The 25,653-nt window shown below is 62.7% G+C and carries 20 protein-coding genes and 1 riboswitch; of the genes, 9 read left to right on the plus strand and 11 right to left on the minus strand.

Features of this window, described 5'->3' with window-relative positions:
* Nucleotides 1-18 precede the first annotated feature (18 nt).
* The 3 genes from slmA to J2W23_RS26480 all read right to left on the minus strand — a co-directional run bounded on the left by slmA (nucleotide 19) and on the right by J2W23_RS26480 (nucleotide 2,777).
* Nucleotides 19-666 (minus strand): nucleoid occlusion factor SlmA, encoded by a 648-nt coding sequence (gene slmA / locus J2W23_RS26470; protein ID WP_307650866.1) that lies wholly within the window; start codon nucleotides 664-666, stop codon nucleotides 19-21.
* A 67-nt stretch (nucleotides 667-733) separates the two neighbouring features.
* Nucleotides 734-1,627, minus strand: coding sequence for an acetylglutamate kinase (gene argB / locus J2W23_RS26475; RefSeq protein ID WP_176660021.1), 894 nt, complete (start codon nucleotides 1,625-1,627; stop codon nucleotides 734-736).
* A 52-nt stretch (nucleotides 1,628-1,679) separates the two neighbouring features.
* Nucleotides 1,680-2,777: a glycosyltransferase family 4 protein gene (locus tag J2W23_RS26480; protein WP_176660020.1), complete on the minus strand. Its 1,098-nt coding sequence runs from the start codon at nucleotides 2,775-2,777 to the stop codon at nucleotides 1,680-1,682.
* 45 nt (nucleotides 2,778-2,822) lie between these two features.
* On the opposite strand from J2W23_RS26480, the gene J2W23_RS26485 reads away from it, so the two are divergent.
* Nucleotides 2,823-3,593, plus strand: coding sequence for a glycosyltransferase family 2 protein (locus J2W23_RS26485; protein WP_307607319.1), 771 nt, complete (start codon nucleotides 2,823-2,825; stop codon nucleotides 3,591-3,593).
* A 78-nt stretch (nucleotides 3,594-3,671) separates the two neighbouring features.
* Complete coding sequence (locus tag J2W23_RS26490; protein ID WP_307650867.1) at nucleotides 3,672-5,720, plus strand: acyltransferase family protein; 2,049 nt, start codon at nucleotides 3,672-3,674, stop codon at nucleotides 5,718-5,720.
* Here the strand turns inward: J2W23_RS26490 and J2W23_RS26495 are convergent.
* The 3 genes from J2W23_RS26495 to J2W23_RS26505 are packed head-to-tail and all read right to left on the minus strand — an operon-like array spanning nucleotide 5,717 to nucleotide 9,619.
* Nucleotides 5,717-6,769 carry a glycosyltransferase family 2 protein gene (locus J2W23_RS26495; protein WP_307650868.1) on the minus strand — a complete coding sequence of 351 codons (1,053 nt, stop codon included), beginning with the start codon at nucleotides 6,767-6,769 and terminating at the stop codon, nucleotides 5,717-5,719. The two genes, J2W23_RS26490 and J2W23_RS26495, sit on opposite strands and share 4 nt — an antisense overlap.
* A 28-nt stretch (nucleotides 6,770-6,797) precedes the next feature.
* Nucleotides 6,798-7,802 carry a glycosyltransferase family 2 protein gene (locus J2W23_RS26500; RefSeq protein ID WP_307650869.1) on the minus strand — a complete coding sequence of 335 codons (1,005 nt, stop codon included), beginning with the start codon at nucleotides 7,800-7,802 and terminating at the stop codon, nucleotides 6,798-6,800.
* Complete coding sequence (locus J2W23_RS26505; RefSeq protein WP_307650870.1) at nucleotides 7,799-9,619, minus strand: glycosyltransferase family 2 protein; 1,821 nt, start codon at nucleotides 9,617-9,619, stop codon at nucleotides 7,799-7,801. Before J2W23_RS26505 ends, J2W23_RS26500 begins: the two co-directional genes overlap by 4 nt.
* A 92-nt stretch (nucleotides 9,620-9,711) precedes the next feature.
* On the opposite strand from J2W23_RS26505, the gene J2W23_RS26510 reads away from it, so the two are divergent.
* The 3 genes from J2W23_RS26510 to J2W23_RS26520 are packed head-to-tail and all read left to right on the plus strand — an operon-like array spanning nucleotide 9,712 to nucleotide 12,635.
* Nucleotides 9,712-11,130: a mannose-1-phosphate guanylyltransferase/mannose-6-phosphate isomerase gene (locus tag J2W23_RS26510; RefSeq protein WP_176660014.1), complete on the plus strand. Its 1,419-nt coding sequence runs from the start codon at nucleotides 9,712-9,714 to the stop codon at nucleotides 11,128-11,130.
* Entirely contained in the window at nucleotides 11,127-11,930 is an 804-nt protein-coding gene (locus tag J2W23_RS26515) for an ABC transporter permease (RefSeq protein ID WP_176660013.1), read from the plus strand. Before J2W23_RS26510 ends, J2W23_RS26515 begins: the two co-directional genes overlap by 4 nt.
* Before the next feature lie 3 nt (nucleotides 11,931-11,933).
* Complete coding sequence (locus J2W23_RS26520; RefSeq protein ID WP_176660012.1) at nucleotides 11,934-12,635, plus strand: ABC transporter ATP-binding protein; 702 nt, start codon at nucleotides 11,934-11,936, stop codon at nucleotides 12,633-12,635.
* Here the strand turns inward: J2W23_RS26520 and J2W23_RS26525 are convergent.
* A complete protein-coding gene (locus J2W23_RS26525; protein WP_307650871.1) occupies nucleotides 12,632-14,812 on the minus strand; it encodes a glycosyltransferase family 4 protein in 2,181 nt (726 codons plus the stop codon). The genes J2W23_RS26520 and J2W23_RS26525 overlap by 4 nt on opposite strands.
* Nucleotides 14,813-14,971: 159 nt before the next feature.
* Between J2W23_RS26525 and J2W23_RS26530 the strand changes: the two genes are divergently transcribed.
* The 4 genes from J2W23_RS26530 (at nucleotide 14,972) to J2W23_RS26545 (ending at nucleotide 21,978) form a co-directional block, all read left to right on the plus strand.
* Nucleotides 14,972-16,258: an FkbM family methyltransferase gene (locus J2W23_RS26530; protein WP_176660011.1), complete on the plus strand. Its 1,287-nt coding sequence runs from the start codon at nucleotides 14,972-14,974 to the stop codon at nucleotides 16,256-16,258.
* On the plus strand, nucleotides 16,258-19,980 hold the full coding sequence (locus J2W23_RS26535; RefSeq protein WP_307650872.1) for a glycosyltransferase: 3,723 nt from the start codon (nucleotides 16,258-16,260) through the stop codon (nucleotides 19,978-19,980). The genes J2W23_RS26530 and J2W23_RS26535 overlap by 1 nt, the downstream gene beginning before the upstream one ends.
* A gap of 97 nt (nucleotides 19,981-20,077) precedes the next feature.
* On the plus strand, nucleotides 20,078-21,115 hold the full coding sequence (gene gmd, locus J2W23_RS26540; protein WP_176660009.1) for a GDP-mannose 4,6-dehydratase: 1,038 nt from the start codon (nucleotides 20,078-20,080) through the stop codon (nucleotides 21,113-21,115).
* Complete coding sequence (locus J2W23_RS26545) at nucleotides 21,112-21,978, plus strand: NAD-dependent epimerase/dehydratase family protein (RefSeq protein ID WP_176660008.1); 867 nt, start codon at nucleotides 21,112-21,114, stop codon at nucleotides 21,976-21,978. The genes gmd and J2W23_RS26545 overlap by 4 nt, the downstream gene beginning before the upstream one ends.
* A 36-nt stretch (nucleotides 21,979-22,014) precedes the next feature.
* On the opposite strand, the gene rfbC is transcribed toward J2W23_RS26545, so the two are convergent.
* Genes rfbC through rfbB form a run of 4 tightly spaced genes read right to left on the minus strand, consistent with a single transcriptional unit; the run spans nucleotide 22,015 to nucleotide 25,446 of the window.
* On the minus strand, nucleotides 22,015-22,563 hold the full coding sequence (gene rfbC / locus J2W23_RS26550; RefSeq protein ID WP_176660007.1) for a dTDP-4-dehydrorhamnose 3,5-epimerase: 549 nt from the start codon (nucleotides 22,561-22,563) through the stop codon (nucleotides 22,015-22,017).
* On the minus strand, nucleotides 22,560-23,456 hold the full coding sequence (gene rfbA, locus J2W23_RS26555; RefSeq protein ID WP_307650873.1) for a glucose-1-phosphate thymidylyltransferase RfbA: 897 nt from the start codon (nucleotides 23,454-23,456) through the stop codon (nucleotides 22,560-22,562). Before rfbA ends, rfbC begins: the two co-directional genes overlap by 4 nt.
* A gap of 32 nt (nucleotides 23,457-23,488) precedes the next feature.
* The gene (gene rfbD / locus J2W23_RS26560; protein ID WP_307650874.1) at nucleotides 23,489-24,379 is read right to left on the minus strand and encodes a dTDP-4-dehydrorhamnose reductase; all 891 of its coding nucleotides are present in this window, start codon (nucleotides 24,377-24,379) and stop codon (nucleotides 23,489-23,491) included.
* Complete coding sequence (gene rfbB, locus J2W23_RS26565; protein WP_176660004.1) at nucleotides 24,376-25,446, minus strand: dTDP-glucose 4,6-dehydratase; 1,071 nt, start codon at nucleotides 25,444-25,446, stop codon at nucleotides 24,376-24,378. Before rfbB ends, rfbD begins: the two co-directional genes overlap by 4 nt.
* 113 nt (nucleotides 25,447-25,559) lie before the next feature.
* A riboswitch (glycine riboswitch) is annotated at nucleotides 25,560-25,652 on the plus strand.
* The last annotated feature ends 1 nt before the right edge of the window (nucleotide 25,653 follow it).

Consider the following 25,653-nt stretch of genomic DNA (forward strand, 5'->3'; position numbering starts at 1 on the left):
AACGGGGAAGGGAACGTATCAGACGATCAAGGCGATCGTGGCTTCGAGGTGCTCGGACGGCGCGCGCCGGAAACCCGAGCGCGCAAAGCGCTGCAATTGCCCGACCACGAAGGCCGTGAGCGCCGCGGCGCGCACCTGCGCATCGACGGAGGGCGTGGACGACCCTTCGGCGGTGGCCGCGCCGCGCAATACCTGGCGCAACGTGGCTTCGATCTTGTCGAAGAACTGGTTCATGCGCTGCTGCAGGCGCTCGTTCTCGTAGACCAGCGCGTCGCCGACCATGACGCGCGTCATGCCCGGATTGCGCTCGGCGAACTGGACCAGCAACGTGAGGATTCGCGCGGCTTGCTGGGCGCCGGTGGCACCCTCGCGCTCGAGGATCTGGTTCACCAGGGTGAACACGCTCTGCTCGATGAAATCGATCAGGCCCTCGAACATCTGGGCCTTGCTCGCGAAATGGCGGTAGAGCGCAGCCTCGCTCACCTCGAGCCGCGCGGCCAGCGCCGCGGTGGTGACCCGCTCGGCGCCGGGCTGCTCGAGCATGGCGGCCAGCGCCTGCAGGATCTGCACGCGCCGCTCCCCCGGTTTCGGACGCTTGCGCGTCGGGGTGGCTGGCGTTTCCGCTGAGGTCTCTACGCCGGGAGCAGCTGTCTCTTCGTTCTGCATGGGAGCGCGTGCAAAGATGTAATCAATTGATTCTCGCACAGCGCAACAGGCGCGCCCCCCGCCCCTCTCAGCGGGCGCGGATCATCGTCCCGTAGGCCTGGTCGGTCAGGATCTCCAGCAGCATCGCGTGCGGCACGCGGCCGTCGATGATGTGCACCGCGTTCACGCCGCTCTTGGCCGCATCGAGCGCACCCTCGATCTTGGGCAGCATGCCGCCCGAGATGGTGCCGTCGGCGAACAGGTCGTCGATTTCGCGGGCGCTCAGGTTGGTGAGCAGCTTGCCGTCCTTGTCGAGCACACCGGGCGTGTTGGTCAGGAGCATGAGCTTCTCGGCCTTGAGCACGGTGGCGAGCTTGCCGGCGACGACGTCGGCGTTGATGTTGTAGCTCTCGTTCTCCTCGCCGAAGCCGATCGGGCTCACGACGGGAATGAACGCATCGTCCTGCAGCGCCTTCACCACGCTGGGGTCGATGGAGACGATGTCGCCGACCTGCCCCACGTCGTGCTGCACGTTGGGATCGGTGCGGTCGGCCAGCTTGAGCTTCTGCGCGCGGATGAGGCCGCCATCGCGCCCGGTCAGGCCCACGGCCTTGCCGCCAGCCTGGTTGATCAGGCCCACGATGTCCTGCTGCACCTCGCCGGCCAGCACCCATTCGACGACTTCCATGGTCTCGGCGTCGGTCACGCGCATGCCCTGGATGAAGCTGCCCTTCTTGCCCAGCTTGTTGAGCGCCGCCTCGATCTGCGGGCCGCCGCCATGCACCACCACCGGGTTCATGCCGACCAGCTTGAGCAGCACCACGTCTTCGGCGAAGTCGGCCTGCAGGGCCGGGTCGGTCATGGCGTTGCCGCCGTACTTGATGACGATGGTCTTGCCGTGGAACTTGCGGATGTACGGCAGCGCCTGGGCCAGGATCTCGGCCTTGTCGCGCGGGGGGATGTTGAGGACGGGGTCGGTCATGGGCGGTCAGGCTCCAAAGCGTTGAACGATGGGAACGAACAGAAAAATTCTCTCAAGGTCGCAGCCAACGCGGGACCTTGAACCTGACGATCATCAGGTAGGCACCCACGTACGTCGTGACGAACAGCAGGCAGAACAGCATCAGCACGATGGTGTTGTTCCAGAACAGCACCGCGGGCACCACCGACAGCGCGGCGAACATCCAGAGGTAGGGCGAGGTGCGGTTGTTGCGTGCGAGCAGCTGCCGCGCCTCATCGTCCGCCAGCGCCACGCGCACGATGCGGCGGAAGATCAGCTGGTGGAAATGCAGCGCATCGGCCGTACCGGGCGACTGGCCGCGCGCGAGCTTGCGGTAGATGGAGAACAGCGTCTCCCACACCGGGTAGATCAGGAGCAGCATCGGGAACCACGGCGACACCACGCGGTGCCGCTGCACCAGCGTCACGCAGGCCACGGCGATCACCATGCCCCAGACGTAGGCGCCGCCGTCGCCGGCAAAGATCTTGCCGCGCGGATAGTTCCAGACCAGGAAGCCGACCGTGGCGCCGACGAGGCACACCACCATGGCCGCCAGTTGCCGGTCGCCCACCTGCAGGGCCACGTGCGAGATCGCCAGGCAAACCAGCACGGCGACGGTGCCGGCCAGGCCGTTGTAGCCGTCGATGATGTTGAAGGCATGCGGCAGGCCGCCGATGGCGAGCGCTGCGAACAGAACCGTGGCATACGGCAGCATGGCCAGCCAGCCATCGACCATCGGGATGCCGGTGCGCGCAACGCCCAGCCCGAGCAGCCAGCACACCAGCAGGGCCGAGCCGATGGTGAGGCCCAGCCGATAGCGCACCTTCACCTTCTGCGTCATGTCTTCGACGATGCCGCCCAGCACCGCCGGCGCAATGCACAGCAGCGTCAGCATCGAGGTCTTGACGGGCCACGACACGTTGAAGGGATCGGTGCCGGTAATGCCCGCCGCCAGCCAGGCCACCCCCATGCCCAGCAGGATGCCCGCACCGCCCAGGCGCGGCACATGACCCTTGTGGAAGCGCTGCGGCATGTCGGCGCCGTAGAGCCGCGCGTGCCGGCGCGCCCGGCGCATGAAGAGCTGGACCGCGAAGGCGGCGACGAAGAAACTGATGACGATCAGGGCAATCATGTGTGGGAGTTGGGGAACCCTAGAATTCCCGAGCGAAATTAGACCATGCCCACGCCCTCATCCCCCGCCTTCCCCGCTCCTTTGCCCCCGATCACCATTTCCATCGTGAGCCACGGCCAGCTCGCGCTGGTAAAGCCGCTGATCGACCAGTTGGACCGGCACAGCCGCGCGTCGATTGCCAAGGTCGTGCTCACGGTGAACATTCCCGAGCCGGACGTGCTCGCGGGGCAAAGCTGGGGATTCGAGGTCGAGCGGATCGAGAACGCGAGCCCCAAGGGCTTCGGCGCCAATCACAACCAGGCTTTTGCGCGCTGCACGACGCCCTGGTTCCTGGTGCTCAACCCGGACATCCGTTTCGACAGCGACGTGCTCGCGCCGCTGATCGTGCAGGCCGCACCTGACGCCGGCCTGATGACACCGCGCATCCTGGAACCCGGCAAGCCCGCGCCCGAGCCGCACCGGGCCTTGCTCACGCCCTTCGAGATCCTCGGGCGCAACAAGGCAGGCTATGTGCCGCCGGCCGTTCCCGCGTGGATTCCCGGCCTGTTCATGCTGTTTCGCAGCGACGCCTACCGCCAGATCGGCGGCTTCGACGAGCGCTTCTTCATGTATGGCGAAGACTTCGACATCTGCGCCCGCACCCAGCTCGCGGGATGGAGACTGCAGGTCGGCGAAGACCTGCTCGCGCGACACGACGCCCAGCGCGCGAGCCACCGCAGCAAGCGCTATCTGTACTGGCACGTCACCAGCCTCTTGAAGGTGTGGCTGTCGGGCGCCTTCTGGCGCTACAGGCGGATGCAGCCGCCCCGCCCCTAACGAGCGCACCGATCGGGGCAAAAAGCGTTTGCGAGGACAATCGGGAACGAAAAAAGCAAGCGCGCCTTCACACAGACGATGACGACGACAACGACGAGCCCGACGTTCCATAACGAACACGCCCACCTGGTTCACCCCAAATACCGCCCGGACATCGACGGGCTGCGCGCCGTGGCGGTGCTCTCGGTCCTGGGTTACCACGCGTTCCCGCAGTGGATCAAGGGCGGCTTCATCGGCGTCGACATCTTCTTCGTCATCTCGGGCTTCCTGATCACCACGATCATCCTGGGCAGCTTCGAGGGCGACGGCTTCAGCTACCGCGAGTTCTACGCCCGGCGCGTGAAGCGGATCTTCCCGGCGCTGGCGCTGGTGCTGGCGGCCACGCTGGCCTTCGGCTGGTACGCGCTGCTGCCCAACGAATGGGTGCAGCTCGGCAAGCACATCGCCTCAGGCGCCGGGTTCGTCTCGAACTTCGCGTTCTGGAGCGAGGCCGGCTACTTCGACAACGCCGCCGAGACCAAGCCGCTCTTGCACCTGTGGTCGCTCGCCATCGAGGAGCAGTTCTACATCTTCTGGCCCGTGCTGCTGGGCCTGGCGTGGAAGCGCAAGTGGCGCGTGCTCTGGGTGGTGGGCATCGTGGCGGCGGCGTCGTTCCTGCTCAACGTGACGACCATCCACAGCCACCGCACGGCCGCGTTCTATTCGCCGCTCTCGCGCTTCTGGGAGCTGATGATCGGCGGCATGCTCGCGTACATGCGGCTGCACCGGCCCCTGCCCAAGCCGGGCTGGGGCCGCCATGCGCAATCCATCGCCGGGCTGGCGCTGATCGTGCTGGGCCTGTGCTTCATTCGCGGCGGCAAGGCCTTCCCGGGCTTCTGGGCGATCCTGCCGACGCTGGGCGCCTTCTTCTGCATCGCCGCCGGCCCGACTGGCGTGCTCAACCGCTACGTGCTCGCATCGAAGCCGATGGTGTGGGTCGGGCTCATCAGCTACCCGCTCTACCTGTGGCACTGGCCGCTGCTGGCGTACGCGCGCATCCTGGAAGGCAAGCTGCCTTCCGACGGCATCCGGGCGCTCATGCTGGTCGCCTCCTTCGTGCTCGCGTGGCTGACCTACCGCTTCGTCGAACGCTACACGCGCAAGAGCGAGAACCCCACGGTGACCTCGGGCCTCGTGGCCTCGATGGTGGGCTTCGTCGTGCTTGGCCTCCTGGCCACCACGGGCTACTACGTCGGACGCCACAGCGACCCCTACTTCAACAAGACAGCCGCAGCCGCCAAGGACTGGGCGTATCCGGACGGCCTGAGCCCGATCAAGGTCGACGGCGAGGTGCTGCAGCAGATCGGCCACGGCAAGCGCCGGGTGCTGTTCTTCGGCGACAGCCACATCGAGCAGTACGGCCCGCGCGCGGTGGAACTGAGCAAGACCTCGCCCGACACGCTCGACTCGCTCTCCTTCGTGACCTGGGGCGCCTGCCCGCCGATTCCCAATGTAGTCGACGAGCAGAACAACCTCTGCGCGGAACGCCGCGATGGCGGCATGCGCCTGGCGGTGAGCGACAAGTTCGATGCGGTCGTCTTCGGCGGCTGCTGGAACTGCTACTTCTCGGAAACCGACAAGCCCACCGCCGACAACGCCGCGGCGGATCGCTACTACTACCTCGACGGCAAGAACAAGCGCCGCTTCATGGGCGGCGGCGGCGCGGACTTCGCGCTCAACACGCTCGAGACCGTGATGACGGCGCTCTCCAAGCACAAGCAGGTCTACCTGCTGCTCGACAACCCGGTCGGCGAAGGCTTCGGCCCCGAGGAATTCGTGAAGGGTGGCCGCCTGGGCAACATGACCGTCGGGCGCATGTCGCCGACCGCGCCCTGGGTGCCGGAGCAGAAGGCGCTGCACGAGCGCATGCGCCAGATCGCACAGCGCAGCGGCGCCATCGTGATCGACCCGATTCCGACGCTGTGCGAGAAAGACTGGTGCACCCGCGCCGACGCCGATGCCACACCGATCTACAAGGACGCCGGGCACCTGCGCGCCGAGTACGTGCGCAAGTTCGCCACCTACGTCGACCCGGCAATGACGACGCCGAAGCAGCCTGCGGCGGCCGCTCCAGCCCCCGCCCGCTAGGCGTACAGGCGGCGCAGGCTGCGAATGCCCGGCAGGCGCGTGACGGCGCCGACCAGGCGCACCACGCCCGGCGGGCAGTGGTTGAGCAAAAACAGCGTGATCCGCAGGCGCAGCTTCTTCTTGCGCCCCACGTAGGGGTTGGCCAGCACCATCGCGCCGTATTCGTTGAGGATCGCAGTCATCTCCTCGCGGTACTGGTCGTCGTTCTTGATCGACTCGATCGCGTGGTTGACAAAGTACGGCTGGAACCGCGGCACCAGGCAGTCGCGGAAGTAGTAGCGCCCGCGCACGTGCTCATCGGGGAACATCTGCGTGAGCTTCTTGAAGTACTTGAAGCGGCTGCGGATCATCCGGATGCCGAAGGAGGTGCTCGCCGTATGGATGCACCAGACGGTGACGGCCTTGTCCACGAAGTAGTTGCTGAACCCCTTGCGGAAGATGCGCAGGAACAGGTCGTCGTCCTCGAAGCCCATGAACTGCGAATCGAAACCGTCGACGGCCTCGAAGGCCTTGCGGCTCACCAGCGCGGCCGATGGCAGCACGAACATGTCGTTGCGCAGCAGGTCGTTGATGTTGCGCTTGGGGTGCGTCGCGTGCTCCTTGATCACGCCGGTGCGGATCACGTTGCCGTCGGCGTCGGCCTCGTACAGGTCGGCGTAGACGTAGCCGAACAGCCGGTCGCCGGGCGGGATCGAAGACGCCAGCGTCTCGATGTGGTTGGGCAGGTAGAAGTCGTCCTGGTCGAGAAAGCAGATGAAGTCCGAGGTGGACGCCTTCACGCCGGCATTGCGCGCCGACCCTTGGCCGCCGTTTTCCTTGTCGATGATGCGAAACGGATAGCGCGCGGCCAGCGCGTCGAGCGAGGCGCGCTCCTCGGGGCGCGAGCCGTCGTTGACCACGATCACCTCGGCCGCAGACACCGTCTGCTCGAAGACGCTCTTCACGGAGCGCTCGATGAAATCGGCGCCGTTGTAGAACGGGATGATCACCACGACGCTCGGCCAGGCGGTCGGTTGCGCTGCGATGGTGGAATCTGGGGAGGCGTTCATTGGGTTCATGGTTCTTTGGGGGCGGAGCCTACACAGATTCGAAAAGGTCGCGGACCACGCCGCGCACGCCGCGGCCAAACTTGTCGTAGCGGCCGGTCATGGCTTCGCGCGCGATCGGCACGATGCGCGCGAGCCGCGACGCGGGCAAGGCGGCGCGGAAACGCTGGTGCACGATCTTGCTGCGCACCTTGGCGATGATCTCGGGCGGGACCCTGTCTCCCAGTTGCAGCAGCCTCGCAAGCAGCAGTTCGGCCTTGATTGCGCGCTCCACGTGCGTATTGCCGCGGGAAGCCAGCGCCTTGCGCACCTTCTCCGCAAGGGTGTCGCGCCGCGCGCCGATCTGGTTGGATTCGTGCTGGCGGTATTCGATGAGCGGCTGCTCCAGCAGGTCGACCCGCGCCGTGGTCGATGCGACGATGCCCAGCCATTCGTCGTGCACCCACTCGACCGGCAGCGGCAAGGCGTCGGCCAGCAGCGCGCGGCGAAAGACGGTGGTCGCGCCGGTCACCAGGTTGCGACGCAGCAGCGCATCGAAGGCCTTGCCGCCGTGCACCTGCGCGAGCTCCAAGGGCGTGACCTCGAGCGCATGGAACAGCGTCTGGTTCAGGTCGCGGCGCTCGGAATCGACCAGCCGCGCATCGGTGTGCAGCAGCATCAGGTTGGCGTCCTGCTCGAAGCGGGCCACCATCAACGCGAGCCGGTCGGGCATCCACACGTCGTCCTGGTCGCTGAGCGCAATCAGCTCGCTGGCGCAGGCACTGATGGCCTGCTCGAAATTCTTGACGACGCGCAAGGCAACCGGGTTCTCGAAGACCCGCAGGGCGATCGGCTGGCCCGGGCGTTCGGCCGCGCATTCGGCCACGGTCGCGCGCACCACCTCGACCGAGCCGTCGCGCGAGGCGTCGTCGGACAGCACGATTTCGACCGGCGGCCGGGTCTGCAGGCAGATGCTGCGCACCTGCTCGCGGAGGAACCGGGCGCCGTTGTAGGTGCAGAGGGCGACGGAGACTTCGAGAGGACGGGGAGCGTTCATGGGTGGGTTGTCGTGGCGATGCCGTTGCGGGGTTCGCGCGGCGGCCATGCCAGGTCGAAATCTTCGGTGTCGAGCGTGAGGTTGGGGTTGTAGGCGGGGTCGTGGGCGATCAGCCCGGCCCAGCGGCTTTGCATGAACGCGGACTCGCGCGCGAGCCGGTCCCGCGATTCCGCAGCCACTTCGAGGCCGCGGCTCGCCGACTCGTGATGCAGCAGTTCGGCATACGGTGTCCAGACGTTGCGATAGCCGGCCTGACGCAGGCGCAGGCAGAAATCGACGTCGTTGTACGCCACGCCGAGTTGTGCTTCATCGAGCCCGCCGACCTGTTCGTAGAGCGACTTGCGCACGACGAGGCAGGCCGCGGTGACCGCCGAAAAATTCTGGATCAGCTGGGCGCGCCCGCCATGGCCCGCGACGGTCGATGGCAGGTGCTTGTGCGCGTGCCCCGCCATGCCCCCGATGCCCAGGACCACGCCGCCGTGCTGGATGGTCATGTCGGGATAGAGCAGCTTCGCGCCGACCGCGCCCACGCCGGGCTGCAGCGCGAGCGACACCATTTCATGGAGCCAGTCGGGCGAGATGACTTCGATGTCGTTGTTGAGCAAGCCGACGAGTTCTCCGCGCGCCCGGGCCACGGCGGCGTTGTTCAGCGCCGAATAATTGAAGGGGCGGTCATCGCGAATCACGGTGATGCCCGGCTGCGCGTCGAGCGCGGCGAAGTACGCGAGCGCCTCGGGGTCGTCCGAACCGTTGTCGACCAGCAGGATCTCGTAGTTCGGGTAGGCAGTCTCCAGGACGATGCTCTCGATGCACTGGCGGACCAGGTTCACGCCGTTGCGGGTCGGGATGACGAGCGAAACAAAGGGCGGCGCCTCGGGCAGCGCATAGTGCGCGCGGAGGCCGTGAGGCGTCGCCTCGGCGGTGGCCGCGGTGCCGGTACGCTGGAAATGGCGTTCGAGTGCTTGCTCGTCGGCGGCACCGGGCGGCGCAGGCGGCGCGCTGGAGTGGCTGAGGATTCGCGGGATGTGGCGGATCTGGTCGGGTTGGATTCGCTCCACGCAACGCAATGCCAGATCGAAGCCCTCGGCCGCCGGGTTCAGGCCTCCCGCTTCATCGAACAGGCTGGCCTGGATCACGCCCATCGGCGAGAAAAGATTGCGCGACAAGAACAGGTCTGGATTCCAGTCGGGCTTGAAGCAGGGATTGCTGCGCTGCCCAGCGGCGTCGATCACGTCCGCATCGGCATACAGCATGCGGACCTCGGGGTGCGCGACGATCTCCTTCGCAATGCTCAAGAGCGCGTGGGCGGGCAGCGTGCAACCCGCCTCGAGCCAGACGATCCAGTCCGCCTCCGCGGGCCCGGTCAGCGGGCCGGACTGGAGTGCCCATTCCTTGTAGGACTGGGCCGCCAAGGACCGGGCCGCGTCCTGCGACGCCGCTGCGTTTGCAGTCAACACCAGGAAGCGGGGCCGCGCGGGCCATCCGGCCATCTCCACACGCAGGCGATCTTCTCGGGCGTCGCTGCCAGGGTTGTCGTAGCGCGCCACCCAGTCGGCATAGTTCCCCCGCTGAACAGGAGCGGCCGCCACCGGCACGCCGCGAACAATGCGCTGAAAGTGCCCGCCGAGCCATCGCAGCGGCGCGGTCAGGCGCCAGCTGCTGGACTGCGTCATGCTGCGCACCTGCGCATCCAGCGCCTTGACCTGCACCTCCAGCAGACCTATCTGCCGCTGCAGCTGGGCATTGCTCGAAGCGATGTCGAGTCCGCGCCGCCGGGGAAAGGGCTGCGCAGCCGGCAGCGTAGGCTTACTGAACATTGCTAAAGATCACGAGATGGCAGCTTCCACTGGTTACGGCCCCTCGAATCAGGGCCGGTAAAATTATCCCCTTCTTCAAACCTTACAAAAATATGCGCGTTCTTTCAGTTGTGCTCTCAGGAGGGGCGGGTTCCCGGCTTTGGCCCGCATCGCGCCAGACGTTTCCCAAGCCCTTCATGAAACTGGGCGGCTCGTCGCTGCTGCAGCAAGCCATCGAACGGGGACAGGCTTGCGGTACTGGCGACCTGATGATCGTCACCAACAAGGACCATCTTTTTCTTACAAAGGACGTGCTGCGGCAGATGACTGATCCGCCGGAAGCCACGCTGATGCTGGAGCCCAAGGGCCGCAACACTGGACCGGCGATCGCCCTGGCAGCGCTTCAGTGCATCCAGCAGTTCAGCGGCGACACCGTCATGCTGGTGCTTTCCGCGGATCATCTGGTGCCGGATGTCGAAGCTTTCGTGGCCAGCGCGAGCCAGGCATTCCGTCTTGCCACGCAAGGAGCCCTGGTCGTTTTCGGCATCAGCCCTACTGGGCCGGACACGGGCTTCGGCTATGTCGAAGTAGCCAAGGTCTCGCGCGACAACCAGCCCGCGAAGCGCTTCGTCGAAAAGCCAGACCTCCAGACCGCGCAGGAATACCTGGCAACCGGCCGTTACTACTGGAACAGCGGAATGTTCTGCTTCACGGCCGACGCGATCGTTGCTGCTTTCGAAAAATATGCTCCGGAATTGCTGGCCGCGGCACGCCATGCATTGAAGTCCTCGCAAGCTGTCGACAACACCATCCAGTTCGACCTGCATGCATTTGGCCTGCAGCCAGACATCAGCATCGACTATGCCGTCATGGAACCTGCGGACAACGTGTATGTGGTGCCGGCCAAGTTCAGCTGGAGCGATGTGGGCTCGTGGCCGGCGGTCGCCAAGGCTCACACGCCCGATGCCAGCGGCAACACAATGCCCTCAGATGTCGTCGCCATAGACACCACGGGCACCCATGTACAGGTCGACAGCCACGGCCCCAAACTGGTTGCCACATTGGGAGTGCATGATCTCGTGATCGTTGACACGCCCGATGCGCTGCTCGTGGCCCACAAGAACAGTGCCCAGGAAGTGAAGCGGGTTGTCGACACGCTGAAGGCCCGCAAGCATGAGACAGTGCATTTGCCTGCCGTCGTTCATCGTCCATGGGGCACGTACGCATCGCTCAAGGAAGAAGACGGGTACAAGGTCAAACGCATTACGGTAAAACCGGGAGAATCACTGTCTCTGCAATACCACCACCAGCGCGCCGAGCATTGGGTCGTCGTTCAAGGGCGTGGCATCGTGCAGATCGGTGAACTCGAACACGTCACCCTGCCGGGCCAGTACCGGTACATCCCATTGAAAGAGAAACATCGCTTGACCAATATCGGCGAAGAAGAACTGGTGCTCATTGAAGTCCAGTGTGGCGGCTACCTGGGCGAAGACGACATCGTCCGCCTGGCAGACACCTACGGACGCGCATGAGCCAAGTTCACTCCAACCTGCATCGCAGCGCCTTCTCCGACTGGTGGGAAGGTACTCGCCGCTCCGACATCTGGTGGACCCTGGCCTGGTTCGACATCGTGTTGCGCTATCGGCGCTCGATGCTCGGACCGCTGTGGCTCACGCTGAGCATGGGGGTCATGATCGGTGGCATGGGGCCGCTGTATGCATCGCTGTTCGGCAGCGAGCTGTCGCGGTTCTTTCCGCATCTGGCACTCGGCGTCATCTTCTGGGGCTTTTTCTCGAGCATCGTGACCGATGCCTGCAATGCCTTCGTCGGCTCGTCCAACTATCTGAAGCAAGGCTACTTTCCGATCAGCCTGTTCGTCTGGCGCAGCCTTGCGCGAAATCTGATCCAGTTTGGTCACCAGATCGTGCTGTACATCCCGGTGGCCCTGTGGGCGGGCATTTCACTGTCATGGTCGGTGCTGCTGATCTTGCCGGCCTTCGCCATCCTCATCCTCAACGCGCACGCCTTGGGTCTGCTGTTGGGCCTGATCTGCACGCGTTACCGCGACGTAACCCAGATCGTGACCAGTGTGATGCAGATGCTGATGTTCCTCACACCCGTGTTCTGGCTTCCAGAAAGTCTTCCGAGCCGCGCAAAGTATGTGCTCTGGAACCCCTTTGCACAGATGCTCGACCTGCTGCGCACCCCCCTGATGGGCGGTGTGGCCCACATTCATAGCTGGATCGGTATCGGCGTATGGACTGTACTTTGCGTGGCCGCCGCGATCGTGTTGTTCGCCAAATACCGCCGCCGCGTCGTCTACTGGCTCTGATCCATGGCATTCATTTCACTTAAAAACGTCGCCGTCAATTTCCCGATTTATGGGGCGGGCGCAGCATCGCTCAAGAAGACCCTGGCGGCTTCCGTCACAGGCGGGCGCTTTGGCAAGGAAACCGGCGTCACCGTGGTGCAAGCGCTCAGCGGCATCAACATCGAACTCAAGAGTGGCGACCGGCTGGGCCTCATCGGCCACAACGGCGCGGGCAAGTCGACATTGCTGCGCACGCTGGCCGGCGTATACGAACCATCGTCGGGTGAATTCATGCGCCAAGGCTCGGTCGCCAGCCTGATCGACCCCGCATTGGGCATCGAGATGGACGCCACAGGCGTCGAGAACATCATGCTGCGCGGGCTTGTGATGGGCATGAGCAAGAAAGAGGTGGACCGTCTCTCGCAGGATATCTGTGAGTTCAGTGGTCTGGGTGAATACGTCAACATGCCGGTGCGGACCTATTCGACCGGCATGATGATGCGGCTGGCTTTCTCGATCTCGACGAGTGTCGAGGCAGACATCCTGCTCATGGACGAATGGCTCTCTGTAGGCGACGCCGAGTTCACAGAGAAGGCAGAGAAACGCATGCGGGATGTGGTGGCGAAGTCCGGCATCCTGGTGCTTGCCTCCCACTCTCCTGAATTGATTGCGAAAGAGTGCAATCGAGTGATCCACCTGGAGCACGGGCGGATCGTCGAGCGTTAAGGCAGATTCGTCGGAGGCGTTGCGCTGCGACGCAGGGCATCGATTTCGCTCAGGCGCTCGGCCATTCGACGCCCTGCTTTTTCCAGCGACAAGTTCTTCTCCGCACTCAATCTACCGCGTGCCCCGATTTCGCGCGCCCACTCGGGCTCCTCGTAGAGTCGACGCATGAGTTGTGCCGCGTGCTCGACCGAAGGCTCCGCCCATTCCAGATCCGCATCGTAGGGAGGAATAGGGCGCCCGACCTTCACGCGCTCGTAAGACACAAGAAGGCTGTTTTCTTCGTCCATGAAATCCATGTTGCCGGAGAAGCCTGTCGCGATCACGGGTTTGCCCATCAACATCGCTTCAGCCATCGTCAAGCCAAGACCTTCGCTGCGATGGAGCGAGACATATGCATCGCACGCATGCATCAGCGAAAGCACTTCGTCCGAGCTCAGAACCTGGTCGATGATTGTGATAGTCGGAAATCCGGCCACCGCTTCGCAAAGCTCTCGGAATTGCTCGGGATGCCGGTCGCCGAACGAGGTCTTCAGCACCAGCGCGACAGGCTCGTCGGCGCTGAACGCCATTTTGAAAGCACGAACGAGCCCCAACGGGTTCTTGCGCTCCATCACACTCATCATGTGAAAGGTGAACAAAAACGTGAAGCGATGGGCATCGAGATCGAAGTACGCGCGTTCGCGAACCTGAAAGGGCGCGAGCGTCACGCCGGGGAAAAGCGTGCTCACTGGAACAGAAAGGCGCTCGCGCAGGCCGCGCGCGATAAACTCCGTTGCGGTCCAAACTTCATCAGCCTGAGCAGCATGGGCGGACCAAGCATCAGGTATGGAATCGAACTCCCAGTACCAATATGCGATGCGATAAGTGCGTGGCATTCGCTCGACGAGGTCTGCTCTCGCATAGGCTTCTGCGAAGAACGGCTCCGGTTGGGCGTGGATGATCGTGATGTCTCCTGTTTCCAGACCGTCAAAGCGCACATGCTGGGGATCGTCCCGCGCATCGGTTCTGATGTCGCGAAGGGACGTACGAACACCCGCTAGCGCCATCGCCTCGATCATGGCCTCTACGGAAACACGCAGGCCCGAGGGATAACAGAAGTGGCCGATGACATTGACGGTGGGCTTGAGCAAGTCGGGAATCAGTGCCTGCCCGTTCAGACCTGCAACCCATGCTCGCGCCTCTGGTCCGATCTGCGCCTCCTCGCTGCTTTCAAGCCATTGAAGTAAGCCCAGTGCAGCCGCTTTGTTCGACAGCGCGTCAGGATGCTCATCTCTCCAGCTGGTGCGTGCCAAATAGGCGATGCGGATCTGTAGCGCCGGCTCGAGAAAGTCGGAAGACACGGCCAAGCGCTGCGACACGCTGCCTGCACCATAGGTTTTGTCCACCCAGTCCGCGAAGCGGGACCAGCCAAAAACGGTCAACGCGTCGGGAAAGTGCTGCTGCCAATGTGGCGTGAACAAAAAGGCCAGTCGCAATTCCGCGCGCGGATTCTCCCGGGCCTGCAAGAACAGCCACCAGACCTCCTCAAGACCCAGATCACCCGCTTGCAGCCCGTGCTGCACGAACCACCGGAAGAGGCTTCGTTGGCCGGATGGCAGCAGGCCGTGCGGCAGCACGCTCCGTATCTCCTCACTGACCAAGAAGAATTGCCTGGCCCTGGCGGCAAAATCCTCGGAAAAAAGTGAAACCAGATGCTGGGCATTTTCAGGGGTCACCCCCAGGTTCTGCTGCCCTTCGGGGCTGTGCAACCAAAGCACAAGCCCCCCCCCTCCCGGCTCGGACAGTGCACCAGGAAACCGATCGCGGAGCTCTTTCCGCTGACGCAGCGCGTCAAGTAGAAAGCGGGCTGCGGCTTGGCGGTTCGTCACCGCATCCGCGTGGACGGACGGCCAAAAAACCTGTTCCGGCGGTAATTGGGCAGCCTTGAGCACGTCAGCTGTGTCGAGCAGATCAAGCATCAGAGCGGGGGCGGCGTCTGAATCTCCCCTCCGGAGAGTTTCCAGGCGCAACCTTTCCTGGTCGAGCAGATCGGCCAACGCCTTCACGCGCGCTTCGCGAGCCGCCCGTTCGTACAGAAATTGAAGCCGCTCACGCATCCGCCAAGGCGTCACCAGCCAGAACGCGGCCTTGGGAATCTTGCGTGCCGCTCGCCGCAGGGAATCAAACCCTCGCTTCACAGAAAGACACTTTCACAGACAAATGTAGCTTTCAACATTGGGGCTTTATCGTTGTGGCACCAATCATGCCAAGAAACCATCATTCCACCTCGTAAAATGGAAGGTAAACGCCAGAACATGCATTTCTTTCGGGAGCAAGCGTTTCAGACGCAAGTCACAATGACTAAAAACAACAGTCCCACGCCCTTTACTTCGTACGCACAAAACTTCGAGGACGTCATGCTCTGGCGGGCTTTGAAGCATGTGACTGCCGGTGTTTATGTCGACGTCGGCGCGCAGCATCCGGTGGTGGACTCCGTCAGCAAGGCCTTCTACGAACAGGGATGGCGTGGCATCCACGTCGAGCCTGTGCCGCACTATGCGGAACTTCTGAGGCAAGACAGGCCCGATGAAATCGTGCTACAGCTCGCACTTGCGAATCGCGCTGGAATTCTGGACCTCCATGTGGTTGCCGGAACAGGCCTGAGCACCGGCGTGAAGGCCTATGCGCAGAGCCTTCAGGCAACGCACGGATTTGCCCACCAAACCATACCAACGCCCATGCTGCCAATGAGCACTGCCCTGGCGTCGCTGGCAGGTCAGCAAGTGCATTGGCTCAAAATCGATGTCGAAGGCCTCGAAGAGGATGTGCTCCGCGGCTGGGACAGCAAGGCGCTGCGCCCGTGGATCATCTTGATCGAAGCCACCGTGCCCATGTCGACGGAACTGCGCTACGAAGGCGCCGACAGAATTCTGGTCAACGCAGGGTACCGGTTCGTGTATTTCGATGGACTTAATCGTTTTTACATCGCAGCGGAACACGCGGAGTTGATTCCGGCATTTCAAACGCCACCCAACGTCTTTGATGGCGTGCAGCTAAGCGGTTTTTCCTCCAGCGCATGGTGCGCACACCTGATTTCTAGTCACCGCACGGAGCGACAAGCGGATGCCGCACAACTCGAAGCCGCACGGGCCGAACTGGCTCGGGCAGAAAACAATGCGAGAGCCCGACTCGAAGAAGAAAAGACTCGCGTCCACCAAGCTGTGATGCGCGCCGTTGAGGCTGAAGCGCGCGCCAGCGCGGCCGAGGTATCGGCAAATCATGCAAACGACCGTGCGATTCATGCAGAAGCCAGAGCATTGCTTGCGGGGAACACACCGCTTAGACGGGTCGCAACAGCCATCGCAGATGGCCGCATCAAGAGCGGGATCAAGCGCCGAATCAAGACGGCGCTGCGCATCGCGGCCATTGCGGTGGCGCGGCATCCCGCACTGAAACGTTCGGCTGTCTTCGCCCTGAGTTGCATCCCGCCCTTGAGGCGCCGCTTGCAAGTGATGCTCGCCCCGTCGCCGGGTGCTGCATCAACGGACTCCATAGAAAAGCCTCTGCCGATGTCTCCAGACACCGCGTTGGTATTCAGACAACTCCAGCTTCGTCAAAGCCAGTACAGATCGGAAATCGCCTGATGCGAATCGTCATTGACCTTCAAGGCGCCCAGTCGAACGGCAGCAGGCACCGCGGCATCGGCCGCTACTCCCTATCCCTGGCACAGGCGATGGCGCAACATACCAGAGGCCATGAGTTCTGGCTTGCCTTGAATGGACATTTTCCTGATTCGGTAGAAGACATCAAAGTTGCCTTCGATGGGCTGATCGACCCCGCGTGTGTCAAAGTCTGGCGTCCGGCAGCACAGTCCGGATCCGCGGCCAGAGCATCAGGCGACGTCCAGGCAGACGAGAAGCTCTACGAAGCCTTCCTGTCGAGTCTTGCTCCCGATGCTATCCATGTATCCAGTCTCTTCGAGGGACTGGGCGATGCGAGCATTACCAGCATCGGCCGCTTTGCGCGTACGCCCACAGCTGTCACGCTCTACGATCTCATTCCCCTGATCAATCCGCAGCCTTACCTTGATAACCCCGTCATTCGAGACTGGTATATGGGAAAGGTCAAGGCAATGGAAAGAGCCAGCCTTTGGCTCGCCATATCGGAATCATCGAGGCAAGAGGGCCTTTCTCAACTGGGGCTTGACGCCGCGCGCTGCGTCAATGTCTCGACGGCTGCCAGTGATCATTTCAGAAAGGTCGATGTGCCTGAGGGGCGCATTCAGGAATTGCGCGCACGCTATCGCCTGCACAAGCCTTTTGTGATGTACACCGGAGGCATCGACCATCGGAAGAACATCGAGGGTCTTATCAGGGCATTTGCCCTGATCCCTCCGACATTGCGATCGGGACACCAGCTCGCCATCGTCTGCTCGGCGCGCGCCGAGGACCGCGAGGCCCTTCTTGCGCTCGCCCGAAAGCAAGGGCTGGCCGAAGGGGACGTGGCAGTCACGGGATTCGTGCCTGAACAAGACCTCATCGATCTGTACAACCTGTGCGCACTGTTCGTTTTTCCATCGTGGCACGAAGGGTTCGGGCTTCCAGCGCTGGAGGCCATGCTATGCGGCGCGCCAGTGATCGGTGCAAACACGTCCAGCCTGCCGGAAGTCATCGGATGGGACGACGCAATGTTCGACCCGCGCAACGACAGCGCCATCGCCGCGAAAATGTCGCAGGCGCTCGAGGACGACGCATTTCGAAAGGCCCTCGTCGAGCATGGTACGAAGCAGAGCAAGAAGTTCTCGTGGGACGAATCGGCCCGACGTGCACTGGCGGCCTTCGAGCAGATGCACGAATCAATCGGCGCCGCCGCCAAGGCGCCTCGCATGGCAATCGGAAAATCCCGTCCTCGCCTGGCTTATGTATCGCCGCTTCCGCCCGAGCGAAGCGGCATCGCGAACTACAGCGCCGAGCTGCTGCCGGAGCTTGCCAAGTTCTATGACATCGAGCTCATCACAGACTTGAAGGCGATCGACAAGCGCGAATTGCCGGTTTCATTTCCACTGCGCACCGTCGAATGGTTCCGCACAAACGGATCGGCGTTCGATCGGGTTCTTTATCACTTTGGAAATTCCGAGTTTCACCAACATATGTTCGGTTTGCTGCAGGAAATACCGGGCGTCGTCGTTCTGCACGACTTCTACCTGAGCGGCGTCCAGGCACATCGCGAGATCGTTGGGAAAGAGCATTTCAACTGGACGCATGCGCTCTACGAATCCCACGGATACCGCGCAGTAGCAGACCGCGCGCACGCAGCAGACTCGGCGGAGGTCGTCTTCCGGTATCCATGCAATTTCGATGTGCTTCGGCTTGCTTCGGGCGTTGTCGTTCATTCGCAGTATTCAGCAATGTTGGGCACCGAGTGGTTCGGCCCGACGCTCGCTGACAAGTGGGCACTCATCCCACACCTGCGGGTCATCCCTGAATCCATCGAGTCGGCAAGAGCTCGCGCTCGCGCGGACCTGGGACTGGACTCCGAAGAATTCCTAGTCTGCGCATTCGGCCTTCTGGGGCCCACAAAATTGAACCATCGCCTGCACGAGGCATGGTTGAAATCTTCGCTGGCGCAAGATCCAAAATGCAGGTTGGTCTTCGTTGGGGAGAACGAGAAAGGCCCATATGGACAGCGTCTGGAGCGCGCAATAGGCCAGGCTCAAGGGCGATCCGGCGTCAGCATCACGGGTTGGGCGGACTCAGAGACGTTTCACCGTTATTTGAGCGCAGCAGACGTCGCAGTGCAATTGCGAACCCTGTCCCGCGGTGAGACTTCGGGGACGGTACTGGACGCAATGAGCAGAGGAGTTCCGACGATCGTGAATGCCAATGGGTCCATGGCATCTTTGCCGACCGATGCCGTCATGATGCTCCCCGATGAATTTACCAACGACGAGCTCATAGCGATGCTGGAGAAGCTGCGTCATTCGCCCGAGGCTGCAAAGGCACTGGGACAAAGAGGGAAGCATCGGATCGAGACCGCGCACGCGCCCGCTGCTTGCGCACAAGCGTACTCAGATGCAATTGAATCATTCGCGGCCGATGCCGAGTACAGCCGCATCGGCTTGATCAGTTCAATCGCTTCGGATCTTGAGCTTTCCGAGACCAGCCTCGTCCAAGCCGCTCGCAGCATCGCACGAGCGCTGCCCTTGCCTGCACCCGCGCGCCAGATCTTTGTAGACGTCTCGGAACTGGTGCAAAAAGACTGGCAGAGCGGCATTCAGCGCTTGGTGAAATCGATGCTGCGCGCATTGTTCGAGGCACCGCCGGACGGATACCGAATCGAGCCCGTCTACGCCTTGAAGGGCACCCCGGGGTACAACTACGCAAGAAAATTTGCACTCCGATTTTTGGGATGCGGCTCAGAGAGCTTGCAGGACGCCCCGATCGATGCCAGAGAGGGCGACGTTTTCGTGGGCCTCGATCTGCAGCCGCATATCGTCCTGGAACAGACGGCCTTTTATCGGGAACTGCAGCAAATCGGCGTGCACGTTGAATTCGTCGTGTATGACCTGCTGCCTGTCCTGTTGAGCCACAGGTTCTTCGACGGCGCCAAGGAACTGCACGAACGCTGGCTCAAAGCAATCTCCGAAAGCAATGGCGTCCTTGCCATCTCCAACGCCGTGGCCGACGAGTTCACCGCTTGGGCTTCCGCGAACGTGCCTGAACGAATTGCCGCAGGGCTCAAGGTCGGCGTGTTTCATCTCGGTGCCGACATCGCTTCTTCGACATCCACAGCCAGCATACCGGCTCATGCCGCCTCGACGTTAGCCCTGATCGCTAAGGCCCCCAGTTTCCTCATGGTCGGCACGATCGAACCTCGAAAGGGCCACGAGCAAGCGCTGAGTGCGTTCGAGCAACTCTGGCGGGACGGGACCGATGTCAATCTCGTCATCGTCGGGAAGGCAGGTTGGATGGTCGAGGCGCTTGTCGAGCGCTTGCGACAGCACCCACAGCGTGGTCGACGCCTCTTTTGGCTCGAAGGCGTCAGCGATGAATACCTCGAACGGCTCTACGACACATGTGCGTGCCTGCTTCTGGCGTCGGAGGGCGAAGGCTTCGGCTTGCCGTTGATCGAGGCCGCAGCACACAAGCTGCCCATCGTGGCAAGGAATTTGCCCGTATTCAGGGAAGTCGCTACGGACCATGCGTTCTACTTCGATGGCATGACAAGCGATGCCCTGGCCTCAGCAGTCGAACAGTGGTTGGTCCTTCTCCGAAAAGAAGAGCACCCGCGCTCGGAGACAATGCCGCATCTGACCTGGCGGCAAAGCGCAGAACAGTTCAAGGCCGCGCTTCTGGGCGCCAGATAACACCAACCAAACTCGCGTCACCAGCAAGGCGGCATTTCGAGCTCCCATCGCCGCGGATATCTCACAATCATTCAGTTCAATAGGAAAGAGGATTTCGATGAAAAAGTGCGCTGTTGTAACAGGCATCACGGGCCAGGACGGTGCCTACCTGGCGGAATTGCTGCTGGAAAAGGGTTACGTGGTCTATGGAACCTATCGCCGCACCAGCTCCGTCAATTTCTGGCGCATCGAAGAGCTCGGCATCCAAGACAATCCCGACCTGCATCTTGTGGAGTACGACCTGACCGACCTCGGCAGTTCGATCACGCTGCTCAACGACGCAACACCAGATGAGGTCTACAACCTCGCGGCACAAAGTTTCGTGGGCGTAAGTTTCAACCAGCCCGCTGCCACGGCACAGATCACGGGCATCGGCGCCCTGCATTTGCTCGAGGCCATCCGCTTGGTCAATCCAAAGATTCGCTTCTACCAAGCCTCGACCTCCGAGATGTTTGGCAAAGTCCAGGCTATTCCACAGGTCGAGGACACGCCCTTCTACCCGCGAAGCCCGTACGGCGTGGCCAAGCTCTACGCCCACTGGATGACCATCAATTACCGCGAAAGCTATGACATCTTCGGCTGCAGCGGGATCCTGTTCAATCACGAGAGCCCTTTGCGCGGACGTGAATTCGTCACCCGCAAGATCACCGACAGCGTTGCCAAGATCCAGCTCGGCAAGCTCGAGGTGCTGGAACTGGGCAATCTCGACGCCAAGCGCGATTGGGGTTTTGCCAAGGAATACGTTGAAGGCATGTGGCGCATGCTGCAAGTCGCCGAACCCGACACCTATGTATTAGCGACAAACCGAACAGAAACAGTCCGCGACTTCGTCAAGCTCGCCTTCAAGGGCGCTGGCATTGCGGTTGACTTCAAGGGTTCGGCCGAATCGGAAATCGCAGTCGACACTGCGACCGGCAAAACCGTGATGCGCGTGAACCCGAAGTTCTATCGTCCAGCCGAGGTCGAACTGCTGATTGGCGACCCGGCCAAGGCCAAGGCCAAGCTGGGCTGGGCTCCTGCCACAACGCTGGAGCAACTGTGCCAGATGATGGTAGAGGCCGACCTGCGGCGCAACACTGCGGGATTCTCGTTTTGAAGATCCTGCTGACCGGTGCAGACGGCTTTACCGGCAGGCTGTTTGCCGAGCGCGCTTCCGCGGCCAGCCATACGGTGGTGCCTTTACAGGCCGACCTGACCAACGCCGCTGCTTTGCAGGAAGAAGCACTGGCAGTTGCGCCCGACGCGGTCGTGCACCTGGCGGCAATCAGCTTTGTCGGTCATGCAAACGAACACGCGTTCTACGGGGTGAATGTAGTTGGCAGCACGAATCTGCTCAACGCACTGGTGGCATTGCCGGTTCGCCCGAAGCGAGTGCTATTGGCGAGCAGCGCCAACATCTACGGCAACAGCAAGCATTCCCCCATCGACGAGATGCAGCCGCCGGCCCCGGTCAATCACTATGGAACGAGCAAGCTCGCCATGGAGTACATGGCAAGGACCTACACGGACCGATTGAATCTGGTCATTACCCGGCCGTTCAACTACACAGGGCCGGGACAGGACATCAATTTTTTGATTCCCAAGCTCGCCACGCATTTTGCGGAGCGGGCGCCTTCCATTGCACTCGGAAATTTGAACGTCGAACGCGAATTCAATGACATTCAAATGGTGTGTGATGCCTACTTGGTTCTGCTGACCCATGGCGAACCTGGCGAGATCTACAACATCTGCTCCGGAAATCCATACGCACTTCGCTTCGTCATCGAGACATTTTCCCGATTGACCGGGCATTCCCCTCTCATCGAAGTGAATCCGGCATTCGTCCGTGCCAATGAAGTTCACCGGTTGTGCGGCAACCCCGAAAAGCTCAACCGATTGATCCAGGCAAGCGGTGCGACCGTGCACACGCCAACGCTTGATGAAACGCTGGAACGCATGTTGCAGGCACTGAAAAAATAGCCGGAGTCGGGCGACAGTGCCTTGAAACTGTTCGATCTAGGCGAACAGATCGGCATCGCCGAGCGAGGAGCCTGCGACATCTTTCGCAGAAAGCTGCGGCTCCATGCCGATATCGGGCCAGACGATGCCCAGGGGGCGATCGTTCCAGACAATGCACCGCTCATGCGCAGGCGCGTAGTAGTCGGTGGTCTTGTAGAGAAACTCGGCCGTCTCGCTCAGCACCAGGAAGCCATGCGCAAACCCGGCGGGCACCCAGAGTTGCTTGTGGTTGTCTTCGTTCAGCTCGACGCCCACCCACTTGCCGAAGGTCGGCGACGACTTGCGGATGTCGACGGCCACGTCGAACACCGCGCCGCGCACCACCCGCACGAGCTTTCCCTGCGGCTGCTGGATCTGGTAGTGCAGCCCACGCAGCACGCCCTTGGCAGAGCGCGAATGGTTGTCCTGGACGAAATCGACGTGCTTGCCGATCGCTTCGTCGAAGGCCTTCTGGTTGAAGCTCTCGAAGAAGAAGCCCCGAGCATCGCCGAACACCTTCGGCTCGATCACGATCACCTCGGGGATCGCGGTGGGCGTGGCCTTCATGAGCGCACCTCGTCGTTCAGCAGGTGCTTCAGGTACTTGCCGTAGCCACTCTTCTCGAGCGGTGCGGCAAGCTTTTCGAGCTGCTCGGTCGAGATGAAGCCATTGCGCCACGCAATCTCTTCGGGACACGCGATCTTCAGGCCCTGACGATGCTCCAGCGTTGCGATGAACTGCCCGGCTTCCAGCAGGCTGTCGTGCGTGCCTGTATCGAGCCACGCATAGCCGCGCTGCATGATCTGCACGTTGAGCTGGTCGCGGTCCAGGTACGCCTGATTCACCGCCGTGATTTCCAGCTCGCCCCGCGCGCTGGGCTTCACTGCCTTGGCGATATCGACGACCTGGTTGTCGTAAAAGTAGAGGCCCGTGACCGCATAGCTGCTCTTGGGCTTGAGCGGCTTTTCCTCGATGCTGCTCGCCCTGCCCTGGGCATCGAAGGCCACCACGCCGTAGCGCTCGGGGTCGTGCACGTGGTAGGCGAACACCGTCGCACCCGAGGTCTTGGCATCCGCATCGGCGAGCAGGTGGGCGAAGTCGTGACCATAGAAGATGTTGTCGCCCAGCACCAGCGCGCTCGGGTCATTGCCCACGAACTTGTCGCCGATGATGAAAGCCTGCGCCAGCCCGTCCGGACTCGGCTGCACCGCGTACTGCAGGTTGATGCCCCACTGGCTGCCATCGCCCAGCAGCTGCTGGAAGCGCGGCGTGTCCTGCGGCGTGCTGATGATCAGGATGTCGCGCATGCCGCCGAGCATCAGCGTGCTGAGCGGGTAATAGATCATCGGCTTGTCGTACACCGGCAGCAGCTGCTTGCTGAGCGCCAGCGTCGCAGGATGCAGGCGGGTGCCCGAGCCACCGGCGAGGATGATGCCTTTGCGTTGCGTCGTCTTGGTCATGGATGTTCGTGTCTTGGCTTGCTCTGAGGATGTCAGAAGGTTTCGCGCAACATGCGGGCGACGCCGGACTGCCACTCGGGCAGCACGAGGCCGAAGGTCGATTGCAGCTTGGAGGTGTCCAGACGCGAGTTGTGCGGCCGCTTGGCCGGCGTCGGGAATGCGGTGGTGGGCACGGGCTCGACCGCGTCGGGGCCGGCCTTGAGCTCCACGCCCGCCGCCTTGGCCTGCTCGATCACGAAGCGCGCATAACCGTGCCACGTGGTCACGCCACCGGCCACCGCGTGATAGAGCCCGGCCTTGGACGGGTCCTGCAGCGTCGCGCGGATGGCGTGCGCGGTGATGTCGGCCAGCAGCTCCGCACCGGTGGGCGCGCCGAACTGGTCGTCGATGACGGTGAGCTTGTCGCGTTCCTTGGCGATGCGCAGCATGGTCTTGGCGAAGTTGCCGCCGCGCGCGGCGTAGACCCAGCTGGTGCGAAAGATCAGGTGCTTTGCGCAGCGCCTTGCCACCAGTTGCTCGCCTTCGAGCTTGGTGCTGCCGTAGACGCTGAGCGGGCCGGTCGCGTCGTCTTCCTTCCAGGGCTTGCTGCCGCTGCCGTCGAAGACGTAGTCGGTCGAGTAATGGACCATCAGCGCGCCGATCTGCTGCGCGGCCTCGGCCACCACGCCGGGCGAGGTGGCGTTGAGCTTGCGCGCGAACTCGGGCTCGCTCTCGGCCTTGTCGACCGCGGTGTGCGCGGCGGCATTGACGATGACGTCGGGCCGCACCTTCAGCACGGTCTCGGCCAGTTGCTCGGGGCGGCTGAAGTCGGCGTTGAAATCGGTGCTGTCGAAATCCAGCGCGACCAGTTCGCCCAGGGGCGCTAGGCTGCGCTGGAGCTCCCAGCCGACCTGTCCGCCCTTGCCCAGCAGCAGCAGCTTCATGCGGATGCCTTCGCGTCGTATTGCTTTTCGACCCACTCGCGGTACGCACCGCTCTGCACGTTGCGCACCCACTCGCCGTTCGCGAGGTACCACTCGACCGTCTTGCGGATGCCGCTGTCGAAGGTCTCGGCGGGCTTCCAGCCGAGCTCGCGCTCGAGCTTGCGCGCGTCGATGGCGTAGCGGCGGTCGTGGCCGGGGCGGTCGGTCACGTAGGTGATCTGTTCCTTGTACGGCTTGCCGTCGGCCTTGGGGCTCAGCTCGTCGAGCAGCGCGCAGACGGTGTTGACGATCTCGATGTTGGGCTTCTCGTTCCAGCCGCCCACGTTGTAGGTCTCGCCGAGTTTGCCGGCTTCGAGCACACGGCGGATGGCGCTGCAGTGGTCCTTCACGTAGAGCCAGTCGCGCACCTGCATGCCGTCGCCGTACACGGGCAGCGGCTTGCCGGCCAGCGCGTTGACGATCATGAGAGGGATGAGCTTCTCGGGGAAATGGAACGGCCCGTAGTTGTTCGAGCAGTTGGTGGTGACCACCGGCAGGCCGTAGGTGTGGTGCCAGGCGCGCACGAGGTGGTCGCTGGCGGCCTTGCTGGCCGAGTAGGGGCTGTTGGGCTCGTACTTGTTCTCTTCGGTGAAGGCCGGATCGGTCTTGGAGAGCGAGCCGTAGACCTCGTCGGTCGATACGTGCAGGAAACGGAAGGCGGCCTTCTGGTCGGCCGGCAGCGCATTCCAGAAGCCGCGCACGGATTCGAGCAGGCGGAAGGTGCCGAGCACGTTGGTCTGCACGAAGTCTTCGGGGCCGTGGATCGAACGGTCGACGTGCGATTCGGCGGCAAAGTTCACGACGGCACGGGGTTTGTGCTCGGCCAGCAGGCGGTCGAGCAGCGCGCTGTCGCCGATGTCGCCCTGCACGAAGATGTGCTTGGGGTTGTCCTTCAGCGACGCGAGCGTCTCGAGGTTGCCCGCGTAGGTCAGTTTGTCGAGATTCACGACCGGTTCATCGCTCTGTGCGAGCCAGTCGAGTACGAAATTGGCGCCAATGAAGCCTGCGCCGCCGGTTACCAGGATCATGGAGTCCCCTGTTGTTGTCGAACGATCGCCCTCTGGCGAATGAACGGACGATTATCCCATCGGCCCAAGGGGCGAAACCCGGGGTTGGCGCATCGCCGGTGCCCACCTACAATCGCCCCACTGCAGGAGAGCGGGCCACCCCGGTGGCCCTACCGAAGGCGCAAACTCCCATAAACGCTCAGGTCGGCCCGAACAGGGGGTCAGTAC

It is taken from the genome of Variovorax boronicumulans, assembly GCF_030812215.1.
In the GTDB taxonomy this organism is placed as follows: Bacteria; Pseudomonadota; Gammaproteobacteria; order Burkholderiales; family Burkholderiaceae_C; genus Variovorax; species Variovorax boronicumulans_C.